Genomic DNA, 14,052 nt, shown 5'->3' on the forward strand with positions numbered 1-14,052 from the left:
GATGGTTCTTCTTGGTCGAACAACCCATCTACCAGGGGCTTCACCAGTTCGTCAGCCCAACTGCCAAGCTGACGCAGCAGGTTGGAAAAGCCTCAGTGTGTGACGGCCCTCGGCCGCTGCTACTGGAAGGCCCGAACGCGGCGAGGGGGGCAGCCGGGCGGCTGCCCCCTGCGGCCTCATCACTGTGCGGTGGGCCGATTCACCAGGTCGGACGGGTCCGTATTCGCTCCGCACAGCACCACGCAGACCTTCTCGCCACCGCCAGGCCGGAAGCTTCGGCTCGCTACGGCGGGCCGGAACGGGAGGTCCCGGTCAAAGACGTGCTGGTCCGGTGACGTGAGCGCGGCCAGAGCTGCCGCGGCACCGTACTCGACCGCCACCTTGCGGTGGTCCCACAATGCCTGCCGGGCGCGGATGATCTCGGCGTCCGGCACGAGTACGGAGTGCACTCGATCCTGCCGGGCGGCGTGCAGGGCCATCTGGGAGGTGCGGCGTGCGCCGAGGGAGTCAGCGGCAATCGAATCCACGGTGACATCGATAACGGCGCCGGACTGGAGGGCGGCGTTGAGCGCGCGGCAGTTCTCCGGCTCGACCGCCACGACGCGGACGCCGTGGTGCTGGGCGGCGGTGGCCACCCCGGCGAACAGGCCGCCGCCGACCGCGACCACCACGGTGTCCAGACCGGGGATGTGGTGGCGGATTTCCTCCAGCAGGGTGCCGGCCCCGGCCGCGATGAGCGGGTGGTCGTAGGCGTGGCTCGCCAGGGCGCCGGTCGTGCTCGCGAACTCCTCGCAGGCTGCAAGGGCTTCGGCGTACTCGGAGCCGATCAGGCGGACGTCGGCGCCGTAGCCGCGGAGCTTGGCCACCTTCACCGCCGGCGCGGTCTCGGGGAGGAAGACCGTGGCCCGTACGCCCTGCTGCTGGGCGGCCCAGGCGCACGCCAGCCCGGCGTTACCGCCCGAGGCGATAGTCACCCCGGCGTCGGGGAGGGTGTTCGCGTCGCGGTGGGCCTGGATGAAGTTCTGCGCGCCGCGGGCCTTGAACGAGCCGGTGTGCTGCATGAACTCCATGGCCAGCCACACCTCACAGGGCTGCTCGGGCCGGTCGTCAAGGGGGTCGCGGTGGGCGGTGCGGATCGCGCCCGGGTCGAGCGGGGCCAGGGTGACGGGTCGGATGCGTCCGGCGATCCGGTCGTTGGCGGCCTTGATGTCGCCGTAGGTGAGCTGGTGCACAGTGTTGCTCCTGCGATGAGGTGGTCACGACCAGGCGATGAGCTGGCCGGTGGTGGTCAGGCCGAGGAAGAACGCGAAGGCGATCCGGCGCCCGGTTGGGTTCGGCTCGACCGCGTGGAAGTTCGCGGGGTTGAACAGCAGCGCGTCGCCGGTGTGCGGTGTCAGGTCGACGTGCTGGCAGTGCGCGACGGCCTCGGGCCGGTAGCCGTACGCTTGGCGGTGCTGCTCGTCGGTGGGCTCCCAGCGGTGGCGCCACACCGTGGTCGCCCCGCCGGTTGGCGGCACCGACACCCACACGTTGAATGCGAGCTGGGCGAGCACCTCCTGGTCGAACAGGCCGGTGGGAAACTCGCGGTTCAGGTCGTCGTAGTGGACCAGGGCGCCCGCGTTGATCTCGCGTAAGGTGCCGCCGAAGACGGCCCTGCCGCCGATCGTGGCCGGCGCGACGGCCGCGCCCCCGGCCTCGGCGAGGCCCGCAGCACCGAACCCGCGCAGCCGCCCGCCGCGCCGCTGACCAGCAGTCCGGCAGGCTCTACCGCCTGCCCGCCCGCCTCGCAGCCCATGCCCACCGCCGCTGGCTGCGAATCGAGCGCACCTGGCCCCGGGCGGACACGTTCGTCCAGGCCTGGCAGCGGCTCTCCACGCTCCCGGCCGCCACCTGACGGCCGGCCCCGAATCCCCAACCAGGAGGAAACCGCAGGTCCGGGCCGGTGGAACCTGGCGCTCCCGCAGCGACATGCGACAGCCCGCCCCAAAAGACGAGGGGACGTAACGGGCAATCAGTCGAGTAGATCAGCGACCGCTCACCGCTGACGAATCGAGGTCAAACCAGCGTGTTGATTCCCCCTGAGCCCTACGAACGGTTCACGAAGGCAGTCAAGATCCTCAAGGCGTGTCCCGCTACTCGTTCGTCCACATCACCAGCCAGTTCTACTAGAGCTGGGACGATAGCCTCTGCGGGAGTTCGCCACTTGTTGATGGTTCGCGTCACACGACGACTTTCCACCGGATCATCCAAAAGATGAATGAGCCCCGCCACTAGGTGTGCACGAGCCTTCGGATCCTTGTCTCCCAGAAATTGGGCCGCCCTTCGTGCCTCACTGCATGCGGCTCTATTCTGTAGCCCTTCCATGCGCATCGCCGCAACCAGCAATTCGGTAGCAGCGTCAACCTCGCCGTGTTGTTGCAGGCGCTCAGCGACTTCGGTGATCGGGGCTGCTAGCCATGGGGTTTGCCCGATGCGCTCCTCAGCAGGAAGCAGAGACAACATGATATCAGTCGCACCCTCTGTCCAGAGGAGCCCGGCATCGAGGCCAACGATGAGCGCAGCGATACGGACTTGATCGGCCTCGTTGGTATTGATGGCTTCTTCAGCCATCGGTTTCGTCCGGGCAGGGTCGAGTAGAACACACCCGAACAGGAGGTCTGCACGCACAGCTGGTTCGTGTTCGACTCTCCAGCGTGCGAGCAACTCATCGAAAACCATGTCAGGCACTCTGCACTGGGCCACGGCCCACACCGCGAATTGCCTGACGCGGGAATCTTTATTTTCCAACAGGGGTACCAGGATAGGGAGTTGGTCAACTACAGCGGCGCGGGCCGCCCCCTTGGGGATATCTACCTCACTGTCGGTTTCTGCTATGGCTCCAAGTAGATATAGCAACTCGGGGGCACGTGGTACAGAGGCTGCTGCTAGCCGTGCCATATAGGGCACAGCTACCAAGGTCTCCGGGAAGACAGTCCCCTGATTCAGCACTCGGTGATCACAAAGACCCTCAAGGGCTTCTTGGGACACGTCCGGGTCGGAAGATGTGATTTCTCGTAGAAGGTTCAGGATCTCCGTAGCTCCTCGCCCGTGCTCTGACCGGGAGTGCGCATCAAAGTCAGCGAAGATGGAATCGATATCCATCCCCCGAGTATAGCAGTCTAGCTACAATTAAGGGCTACCCGTTGCCTTTTGAGTACTGCAAAACTTCCGCGGGTGCGATGCGGCCCGTAAGTATGATTGAACATGCCTACGGGCCGCACGAAGTCACTCACCGCGACTTTGCCGCATCTACTCCTCGGGCATTTCTCCCCCAGCGGCTTCCAAGCCATCCAGGAAGCCAAGCCTGCCCTGCTCCATGGCATTCATCGCCTGTTCGAACACCCTGGGCGTTCCATAGAATTTTCCGTTTTCCAGCCGCTTCTCCGTGGTGTAGATGCCGCCCTCAAGCAGCCCGCTGTCATCCTCGGATATGTTCACACCCTCTTCACCTATGAACTCGGTGAGATCCTCTCCGCATTTCTCGGAGCAAACTTTGATGGCAGAAAGGGCGCTGTACACTCGAGTGATCCGCCCGCCCAGCCACTCCTCCTGAAGTTCAGGGCTGTTTCGTAGTGCGGCTGCCGCCCCTTCGGCGTGTCCTTTACCCGACCTTCCGGTACCCGGTGCGGCCTGGATGACAACGATCCCGTTGTCCTCGAGTTCGTCCAGCATGCCTTGCAATTGCTTCGGTTGCGCCTTGGAACTCAAGAACACAACAGTTCTCGACAGCCCGTTGCCACCGACTCGGACATTCACCCGAGATGCAATGGCAGTATAGTTGGAATAATTAAAGAACTTCTTCTCGTACTCCGCGTGGAGGATTTCCAAGGCTTTCTGATACTGCTGCTCTCCACCAGCTAGACGCATACCTTCCGGCATGACATCCAAGCCCTCAGGAACTTCGGCTGGATCAGTCAACAGCTTCAGGCCGTCGGGATTGGCCTTCGCGGCAGCCGCCGCGAGGGACCTTTCATGGGCCTCTATCTCTTCCGCGGATCCGGAGAATCCGTCTTCGCCTACCAACCGGTGACCGTCGAGCTCGATGAAGCTGGACGGGTTGCCGCCAGCGAAGGCGTACCGGTTGCCGGTGTACGGGTCGGCGCCGAGGTTCATGTCGGCAAGGGCACCGGTGTACATGTCCCGGCTCGTGAACCGGTTAAGCCCCGGGTCGTAGTCGCGGAACCCCATGTCGTACGTCCCCGACTGGGCGTCCCACCGCTTGGCGTTGAAGCGGTACGGGTTGTACGCCTCCTTGGTCGGGTCGGCGGTGTCCGGTTTGTCGATGCCGGTGAACTCGGACTTGTCGTCGGAGCCGTAGGCGGTGTAGCCGTATGTGGCCTTCGTGTCGCCGTTCTTGTCCGTAAGGGTTTCGACGTCGGAGTGGCTGTTGTAGCCGTAGTAGCCGTCTTCCGTCGTGCCGTCGGAGTTGTACTTGATCTGCGACAGGCGTTCGCCCCACGGGCTGTACTGGTAGGACTTGGTGAGGGTGCCGGCGACCTTCTCGTCCAAGACCTTGGAGGAGAGGCCCAGGTACTCGTAGTCCGTCGTCTTGCCGTTGGCGGTCTGCGAGGTGGTGCGGTCGAGCGGGTCGAAGGTGTACGTCGTCGACTTCAGCGCGCCCGTCGAGTCCGCCTTCTGGGACTCCACTACGTGGTCGAAGCCGTCGTAGACGTTGCGGGAGATGATCTTTCCGTCGGACGCCTGTGTCACCGACTCTTGGCGGCCGAACGGGTCGTAGTTGTACCTGGCGGTGGAACCGCCGGCGGTGGCGGTCAGCAGGCGGTTGCGGTCGTAGTCGAACGTAGTGGTCGTGCTGCCGACCGTCTGGCTGATGACGTTCGCGTTGTCGTCGTGGACGTACGTCTCCGTGCCCGCGCCGTTGCCCGTCTTGGTCGACTGCTTCAGGCGGTTGGCCGGGTCGTAGGTGTAGTTGGTGGTGGAGTCGAGGTACGCCGTGTGGTTGTCGGCGTTCATCTTCTTCGCCACGTCCTGCGACTTGTTGCCGTTGGCGTCGTAGGCATAGGTGTGCGAGGAGACGAGGGTGCCGTTGGGCTTCTTCTCCGTCGACGTCTTCAGCGCCGCGTCGAGGTAGTACGTGTAGTCGACCGTGTTGCCGTTGGCCTTGGTCTCCTGGAGTTGCTGACCTCGGTCGGTGTACGTGTACGACGTGACCTTCGGCGAGGCGTCCGTGGCGGACTTGCCCACCGAGACCGTTTTCACCAAGTCGCGCAGATCATACGTGTACTTGGAGAACTGGTCGGGGTGCGTGATCGTGTCCGGCTTGCCGTTTGCGTCGTACGTGTACGACGTGGCCTTCTTCTCCGTCCCCGCCAGGTTCTCGGTGACCTTCTGGACCTGGTTGAGGCCGGTGTAGGTGATCGCGTACGAGTCGATCTTCGCCGTCGACGACGTGTCGTCGATCTGGGTCAGGTTGCCGTTGAGGTCGTAGGAGTAGGCGAAGTTGTCCTTCTCCGTGTCGGCCGGGTCTCCGGTCGTGTCACGGACCAGCTTCACCGCGTCCGCGGCCACCACTCCGCCGCTGTTCTGGAACAGCTGGAGCTTGGCGGCGTTGCCCTGCTTGAAGGCGTACGAGCCCAGCGAGACCCAGGTGCCCTGGTTCGCGGTCGCGCTCTGGTCGATCGTCTTGTCGACCGTGCCGCCGTCGTACGTCAGCGTGTACTTGGCCGTCGTCGCGGCGCCCGTCACAGTCGGGAACTTCACGTACGCCGCGTACGTGCCGTCCTTCGGGATGTTCAGGGTCCAGGTGAAGGCGTCCGTGCCGGTGCCGGCCGCGTGGGTCTCGTGGTTGTAGCCCTGCTGGTTGGTCGCGTCTCCCTTCGTCCAGGTGCCCGTCTTCGAGGTGTTCTGGGTGTCGGAGTTGTCGACCAACACCACCGACTTGCCGGCGGGGACGCCGTCGTCCGCGCGGGACTTCAGTGAGCCGTCGGGGTAGTAGGACCAGGTCATCGTGCGGTCCGAGGAGCCGCCCGCCGAGGTCAGGGTCCGCTTGGTCTGCTGGCCCAGGTCGTTGTACTCGTAGGTCGTGGCGATGTCCCACGGGTCCGTGGACGACCTCACCCAGCCGTTGTCGAAGTAGCTGTACTTGGTGTCGTTGCGGACCGTCTCACCCTCCGACGGTGGCAGCGACGTCTTCGACACCCGGCCGACCTCGTCGTACGTCGTCTGCGTGTAGACGTTGGCGTTGTTGTAGCGGGAGTCCGCCGGGTCGTACGGCTGGTACTGCTTGATGGGGCGGTTCAGCTCGTCGTAGTCGGTGCGTGCCGTGAACGCGGTGGTCGTGCCGGCCGCGACCGCGCGCGGGGTGATCACCTTGGTGGTGTTGCCGACCTGGTCGTACTCGTACTTCGTCGTGCGGTACGAGATGGTCGACGTGCCGTCGTGCGGGACCTGGACCTGCGTGGTCTTGCCGCGCTCGTCGTAGGTAACGAGCGTGGTGTTGTTCTCGGCGTCCGTGGCCGAGGTGACCAGGCCGTCCTTGTCATAGCCCTTCTTCGACGTCTTGCCGGCCGCGTCCGTCACCACTGTGACGCGGTGGTCGAGGTCGTAGTCCGTCTTCGTTGTGTAGTCGGTGGTGTCGGTCGTCGCGTTCTTCTTCGGGTCGATGACCTTCGTGACGTTGCCGACGTCGTCGTACTCGTACGAGACCTTGTCGCCCTTCGCGTTGACCACGGAGGTGAGCCGGTAGATCTCGTCGTAGGAGTTCGTCGTGATGTAGTCGGTCGTGTCCGAAGTCGTCGCCGTGCCCTTGGGCTCGGTCGTCGTCTTCAGGTCGCCGACCTTGTCGTACGTGTACGACGTGGTGCGCGGGTCGGTCTGGTTGTTCGCCGGCGCCGTCGCCGACGTGACCTGGTCCGTGTCGTCGTACACCGCCGTGGAGACCGCGCCGTCGGGTGCCGTGGACCTGGTGACGTTGTCGTTGGCGTCGTAGACCGGTGCCGGGGTGGTGATCACCACGCCCTGCTCCTTGGGCACGGTGTTGACCAGCGGACGCCCGAAGGTGTCGTACGTCTGCGTGGTCGTCTTGCCCAGCGCGTCCGTGACGGACGTGACCTGGCCGCGGTCGTCGTACACGTACGACGTCGACTTTTGCAGCGCGTCCGTGATCGTCTTCGGGTAGCCGTTCGGATCGAAGTCGCTGTTCACGGTCGAATGGCTGTTGGCGTCGGTGGCCTTGGTCAGCTCGCCGTAGGAGTTGTACTCGTACGACGTGGTGTAGTCCCCCACCGTCGTCGTCGCGAGGCCCTTGGGGTCCGTGACCGTCTTCAGGTTGCCGAAGCTGTCGTAGCCGAACTGCCAGGCCCGGCCCTCCGGTGACGTCTTGCGGAACAGGTCCGCCGAGAAGCCATCCGCGCGGGTCTGGTACTCGTACTTCGAAGCGTTGGCCGGCCACTTCGAAGTGTCGGGCACGCACGTGGTCGTCTGGTCCGGTACGCCCGCCTTGTTGTTCTCCGCGTCGCGCTGCCAGAGCGGGTAGCCCGTCTTCTGGTCGTAGCAGTACGCGGTCTTGGCGCCGTTGTCCTCCTCGAGGTAGGTGACGTTGTTGTCGGCGTCCCAGCTCATTTTCGTCGTCTGGGATTTGGCGTTGGTTGTCTGGACCGGGCGGCCGAAGTCGTCCGTCACGTACTTCGTGGCGTGGGTCTCGGCGTCGGTGACCGTGGTGTCGGTGAACTTGGTGTTCGCGGTGTCCGCCGCGTACGCGAATCCGGTGTCACCGTTCAGGCGGTCGGTGATTGTCTTCGTCCACCAGTGGTACTTCGGATCGTCGCCCGTCTGCGGGGCGTAGTAGGACAGCTGGGTCGCGTGGCCGCGTGGGTCTGTGACCTTGACCAGCTTGACGTTCTTGTTGCCCTGGATGGCGTCGTAGGTGAACTTGAAGTTCTTCGGCTGGGTGGAGCCGTCGCCGTCGGTGAACTGCCCGAGCAGGCCCTTGTCGGTGTAGTAGATGGAGATCTTGCGGCCCGAGATGTCCGTCATGGACTTCACGTGGTCGTAGATGTCCGGGTTGGTCAGGTTGCTGCCGGTGCCCTTGGCGCCCGTGGCGTCGATGTAGTCGTACGACGCGTCGCCCCTCTTGTAGTAGTCGAGAGTGAGGGACTGTCGGCCCGCCGGGTCGGTGACGTAGGCGAGGAACTTCGCCGCCTTGCCCTGATTCTTGTGCAGCTCGTAGGTGTACGTCTGCGTGTTGCCGTTCTTGTCGACGACCGATGTCAGGTAGCCGTCGCAGCCGAAGAAGAACCGCGTGCCGTCCGGGCGTAGCAGGGTCCAGGCGTCGGGTATCGGGTCCTTGTCCGGGGTGCAGTCCAGGCCGGTCTTGGCCGTGATGCGGTAGTGGACGCCCGCGGGGGCCTTCCACGACCCGTCGGCCTGCTTGGTGAAGGTGTGCGTGGTGCCGTCGCCGTCGGGCAGACGGATCTCGGTCGGATTGGGGTTGGGGTGGAAGTCCAGTGCCGCACCGAGCCGGATGGGCCCGCCCACCTGCATCGACCAGCCCGCGCCCGCGCCGCCCGTCGGGTTGTCGGTGTCCAGGGAGTTGTACGCGAACCTGGCGAACGTCGTCAGACCGCGACCGGGGTTGGAGAACGCGTTGTAGGACCAGACGCTGTTGCCGGAGGCCAGGTTGTTCATCAGCGTGGAGCCGGCGCCTGTGTTCTTGCCGGTGTAGGAGTAGAACTTCTCAAGGCCCAGCGCGTTGGAGGTCGGGTCCTCGACTGCCACGTTCTGCTTCAGCGGCGGGATGCCTGCGGTGCCGGCCGACAGCCAGCTGCCGTCCGAGACCTTCTTGACGTCCCAGCCCAGGACGTAACTCGTGCGCTTGCTGCCCGAGTCGGAGTTGATCGGGGTCTTTACCTGCGCGTGGATCGTCGCTGATGCACCCGAGGCCAGGGCCGGTATCGCGGTGGTCAGCTGGTTGCCGCCCGTCGTCATGTCCGTGCCGTCGGGCAGCTTCCACGTGTACGACAGGACCCGCTCACCGGCCGCCCACGCACTGGAGGTGGTGTTGGTGACCGTGAAGTCCACCGTGTACGTGGAGTTCGGGGTCATACGGGCCGGGGTGGTCGGCGCGTAGTAGGTGTCGTCCGTGGTGGAGTCGACGTAGATCACGCGCAGCAGCGGGCCGAGCTGGTAGTCGTCGGCTTCCGAGGACAGGAAGACCGTGCGTTCCTGCGGGCCGCTGGAGGTCTCGTCCGCCAGCTTGACGAGTGCGCCGTGGTTGGAGGACGGGGTGCGGGTCCAGCCCTGGGTCAGGGACGTCGCGTCCCACCAGTGGCGGCCGACCTCGGAGACCTGCGGAACGGTGTCGGAGACGGTGGAGGAGAAGTCGCCGCCCGGCTTGGTCCACGCCGTTGTCGAGGTGGCGTTGTTCCAGGTTGCTGAGGTTTCAGCGAAGTCCTTCGTCAGGCCGTGGAGTTCGTAGATCGCGCCGTTGGTGTCGGTGTCGGTCTCCGCGCCCCACATGAACAGCCGCGACTCCAGCACCGTGGCCGTGGTCGGAATTGCGCTGGTGTCGAACTTCATCGCGGCGCGGGTCGTGCCCCAGGTGGAGGAGTTGTTGCCGACCTCCAGCCAGTGCTGGCCAACCCCCCAGGACGTCATGGCGTCCTGGTTGGTGGCCGGCTGCGTGGACGACAGCGTGGAGTCCGTCACCTCGTCCGTGCCCTGGAGCAGCCGCATGGTGCGGCCCGCCTTGGGAATGCCCACGATGCGGGTCGGGGAGCCCAGCAGTTCCCCGCTCTTCGTCTTCACCGCGAGCTGGTAGTAGTACGACCGGCCGATCTCCGCCGAGGAAGAGTCCGGGGTCGGAGTTGCGGTGGTGTCCGTGTAGGCGGTCGCCAACTTGTCGATCGGCGCCACCAGGGTTGCCGCCGACGGCGTGAACGCCTGCTGCGTGGAGCGGTGCAGCTGGTACTCGACAATGTCCAGACCCGAATCCCCGGTGGTGTTCGAGTACGCCTTCCACGACAGTTCCGGACCCGTGGAGTGGATCACCGTCGGCGAGTCGAGGGTGGTGCCGACCTTGCCGTAGGTGACCGTCAGCCGCGGGATCGTGGAGGTCTCGCCGCCGTAGTAGCCGTCCCCCGCCTCATAAAGCGGCCCGCCCAGCGGGCCGTTGGCCGACTCGTCATCCGCCTTGAGCACGAAACCGTAGTTGGGCGCTGTACCGTTCACCCACTGCTGCACGGTGTCGGTGACCGGGAACCGGTCCCACGTGTTGTAGTCACCCTTGGTACGGGTCAGCTGCGCCGGGTTCACCCAGCGCACCGCATCCGCGATGGCCACCGTCGACCCGGTCACCGGACCGTCCCCCAGGACCACCTTGCCCGCGGTGCCCTTGGAGAACTGGATCTGGTTGCCGCTGTTCAGGGACGTCCAAACCCCCTGCGTACCGGACGTCTGGTCCACCGTGTAGGTGGTGGAGCCGTTCGTGCCGGTCACCGTGTACGGCGCGGCAGTGACCCGGTCGGAGGCCGCCACGTAGTGCACGTCCACCCGGTAGGTGGAACTCTCCGGGAGCCTCGGCTGCCAGGTGTAGGTGTCCCCGGCCACCGTGTCCTTGTTGTAGTGGTAGTCGCCGCCGACCCCGTACTGCGTCAGCGACGAGTTCGACGCCGGCCACGAACCGGTCGCCGCCGTCGTGTCCGCGTCCCCGTCGTCCACCTGCACCGTGGTGCCGGACTCCTCACCCACCAGCGAACTGGTGTTGGTCCAGTTCGCCTGCGACTCGTCCCAGGGGCCGGTGGCCCGGTGCACATCGACCAGGACATTCGTGCCGGCCGTGGTGTGCGACTGGTCGTAGTACATCTCCAGCCGCGCCGAGTCGATCTTCGTGTTCGCCGGGATCTCCGACAGCGGGAACTTGATCAGCGAACGGGCGATACCCGTGTTCGTCCGGCCCACCGACAGCCGCCAGTCGGAGTTGAAGTTCACCGACGGCTGATCCGACAGGACCATCGCATCCTGCGAGTCCGACGGCGACGGCGCGATCGTGATCGTCGGGTCGATCACCACCGGGTACCGGCGCTCCTTCGACGCCAGCCACTTCGCATCCGGAGTCACCGTCAGCTTCCAGGACCTGCCCTCCTTCGTGAGCCTCTGCGTGACCTTCCTGCTGTATGTCTCGCCGAAGACAGACTTGTCCGCCTTCTTCGCGTCTGTCATGAACGGCGCCGGGATCACCATCACCGGGGTGTGCGGCAACTCGCCGTACAGCGCGACCGAGCCGTCCTTGCGGGCCCTCGGCGTGAGCCCGTCCGTGTCCAGCGTGAATGTGAACTTCAAGGGGCCGTGCGGGCGTTCGGCGAGGGTGATGTTCTCCTTCACCCGGCCGCGGCCCACCCCGTACTCCAGGTCCGCGCCGTTGACCGCGTCCTTGTACGTGACCTTCGAGCCCTTCACTACCGGCTTCAGCGCACCGGTCGCGCCCTCCAGACCGAGGGTGACGCTATGACCGTCCGGCGACTGGAAGCGCACCAGGTGGTCCGCGTCCGAACCGAACCAACTCCACCCCTCATTGGTCGTGTTGGCGAAGTCGAAGCCCTTCGCGTCGCCCTTCGTGTCCGTGGCGTGGACGGCGGTGTCGATCGGCTTCCAGGTTGCCCTCCGGCCGGAGCCCGAGCGGTACACGGTCGGCACCGCCGACAGCTCCGCCTGCACACGGCCGTCGGACAACTGCCAGAAACGGGCGGTCGACGTGCGCCTGCCCTTCAGCTCCCTGATCCGCTTCGCCTGCGGCTCCGCCTTGCCCCTCGGCAGCTTCTGCCGGTCGGCCACATCCAGTTCGTCATGGGACAGCGGCTTGACGAGCCGGTGACCGCCGACATGGCGGCCATCGCCGAACCACCCCTTGACGGTGTCGACAATTCCCTTTCCGCCATGCCCGGAATTGGTTGTCGCATAAGCGGCTTGCGGCAACGCGGTACTCGCCACCGCGGACACCACAAGGCACGCGACAAGCGTGCCCAATCTGCGTCTCACTGCAACCCTCTCCATCTCTCAGACGTCATAAACATGCCGCCCGAAAAACTTCCGACCGACCTCAAGGGCTGGTCAGACGCAGCGGCGCCGCGGTTCTAATCACCCAGATGAGGCCACGTCAAGCGAGTTCGCAATCCTGGCATTTCGGCGATGTCTAAAAATCAGCGCCCGGTTTGTCTGGCCGCTGGAAAAAACTCTCCGACGTCATGTATAAGGGCCCGGTTTTGGTGCGGGAGTGCCGGACAAAAATGCTTCGACTTATCGATTCACGGCCCGCGCGCTTCCGGGTCACCTGAGACAAAGGAAAAGTTCATGCACAAGGGAAAACTGGGGATGCCAGCCGCCGCGGAAACGCCGGAGACTTCAGGCGGGCCGGGCGGCACAGCAGCCAGCACCCGACGCCCCGGCCGCGCCGCCCTGTACGTCGCCGGTGCCGCACTCACGGCCTGCGCCGCACTGATCCTCTACGGCGTCCTCGGCACCGACGGCGGCGACGGCAAGCCGAAGCAGCATCATGTCCCCACCGCCGCCGTCACCTACGAAGTGACCGGCACCGGCACCGCCGACCTCACATACCAGGCCTACAGCGAGACCGGGAAGGCCACCGTCGCCCAGGGCGCCCACCTGCCCTGGCACAAGACTGTCGACGTCCCCCTCGGACAGGACCCGACCATCAGCATCGTCCTCGGCGAACACGGCGGCACCGCCCGCTGCACACTCGCCATCCGCGGACAGCACATCCAAAGCGCCACCGCCACGGGCACGTTCGGCCGCGCCACCTGCTCCAGCACACTGCCCGCTATGGGCGGTGAGAAGGGCGACGAAACCTGATCAGGTCGAGCAGCTACCGAAGACGAGCCCCGGGACAGTAACAACGTGTTCTACGTGTGAGGCGGGCGAGGCGCTTGGTCCGTCCGTACTCCAGTGCGTCGGGGGTCGCGTACGTCAGGTCGGGGGCGGCGATGCCGTAGTCCGACGAGATCGCCTTGATCAGCTGGGGGACGAAGACGGGCAGGTGGGCGTTGCCGACCCGCACGTCGTAGCTCGCGCTCTGGCTGCCCGGGATGATGTGTCCCGTGTCGTCCTTCACGAACGTCACGTCGACATCGCTCTTTGATGTCGTGGTACCACTGTTCGCCCGCGTCGTAGGTCTTGGGAGCCGTGCACTCGTCCTTGTTGGCTTCGGTCATGCACTTGGGCCACGACGTCAGACCGCTGGCGGACACCTCATTGCTCGCGCTGCCGTCCCACAGCGGGCCGCCATCCGTGCCGTGCGACAGCTCGGTCCCCCAGTTGTAGAGGTCCTTCATCGACCGGATGGGCGTGTTGAGCTGGCTGACCGGCCAGTTGGAGTTGAGCTCCTGGTTGGGGTCGAAGACCGAGGCCGCCGTCAGGGTGCGGTGCACGAACGTGCCCTGCACCGACTGGAAGGCCACGGCACCGAAGGCGATGTCGCGGTCCGCGCTGCCCGTGGGCGTGTAGTTCGACAGGCTCACGCTCGGCGTGCCGTTGAACTTGAAGGCGCCCAGCGAGACCCACCTGTTGTTGTTGCCGTCCTGGTCGACGTACCGGTCGTACGGACCGCCGACGGCCCCGCTGATCTCGTAGTGGGCCCGCTGCGACTGCGCCCCGGTGTCCGGAACGTGCACGTACACCTCGGCGATGTCGAAGGTGCCGTTGGGGATCCACGAGCCGCGGACGGTCAGCGGACCGTTCGTCGTGCCGCCCAGGTGGGCGGTGTCGCGGGTGTGCGCATACCAGAAGTGGCCGCCGTAGCCGCCGCCGATTTGGTGCAGGGTGCTGGCCAACCGCTTCACCGCCTGGCCGGCAACCGCTAAAGGCCGGCCAGGCCGACGTCATCCGAGCTGGACACGCCCTGCAACCCGGGACCAGCGTCCAGATGAGCTGCGATCCGCGCGATCGTCCTAGGGCCTGTGTGATGTTGTGATCAGCCAGTTGCCTTCAGGAGGTCGCTGATCCAGATCACCGAGGCTCGTAGATGGAGGCCGGCGAGGTAGC

6 protein-coding genes are annotated in these 14,052 nt (G+C 65.4%); 1 reads left to right on the top strand and 5 read right to left on the bottom strand.

Translation table 11 applies throughout. The features are described 5' to 3' along the window. Positions 1–179 precede the first annotated feature (179 nt). The 4 genes from ACWD35_RS42905 to ACWD35_RS42920 form a co-directional block, all read right to left on the bottom strand. Positions 180–1,232: a threonine/serine dehydratase gene (locus tag ACWD35_RS42905; RefSeq protein WP_451356768.1), complete on the bottom strand. Its 1,053-nt coding sequence runs from the start codon at positions 1,230–1,232 to the stop codon at positions 180–182. A 24-nt stretch (positions 1,233–1,256) separates the two neighbouring features. After that, positions 1,257–1,553 carry a hypothetical protein gene (locus tag ACWD35_RS42910; RefSeq protein WP_451356769.1) on the bottom strand — a complete coding sequence of 99 codons (297 nt, stop codon included), beginning with the start codon at positions 1,551–1,553 and terminating at the stop codon, positions 1,257–1,259. 532 nt (positions 1,554–2,085) lie between these two features. Further along, a complete protein-coding gene (locus ACWD35_RS42915) occupies positions 2,086–3,141 on the bottom strand; it encodes a hypothetical protein (RefSeq protein ID WP_451356770.1) in 1,056 nt (351 codons plus the stop codon). A gap of 147 nt (positions 3,142–3,288) precedes the next feature. After that, on the bottom strand, positions 3,289–12,048 hold the full coding sequence (locus ACWD35_RS42920; RefSeq protein ID WP_451356771.1) for a golvesin C-terminal-like domain-containing protein: 8,760 nt from the start codon (positions 12,046–12,048) through the stop codon (positions 3,289–3,291). A 297-nt stretch (positions 12,049–12,345) separates the two neighbouring features. Here ACWD35_RS42920 and ACWD35_RS42925 point away from each other — a divergent pair, with 297 nt between their 5' ends. Further along, positions 12,346–12,864, top strand: a complete 519-nt coding sequence (locus tag ACWD35_RS42925) for a hypothetical protein (RefSeq protein ID WP_451356772.1) — start codon at positions 12,346–12,348, stop codon at positions 12,862–12,864. A gap of 50 nt (positions 12,865–12,914) precedes the next feature. Here ACWD35_RS42925 and ACWD35_RS42930 read toward each other — a convergent pair whose 3' ends face one another. Next, positions 12,915–13,841, bottom strand: a complete 927-nt coding sequence (locus ACWD35_RS42930) for a golvesin C-terminal-like domain-containing protein (protein ID WP_451356773.1) — start codon at positions 13,839–13,841, stop codon at positions 12,915–12,917. Positions 13,842–14,052 lie beyond the last annotated feature (211 nt).

It is taken from the genome of Streptomyces sp. NPDC002671, assembly GCF_053592475.1.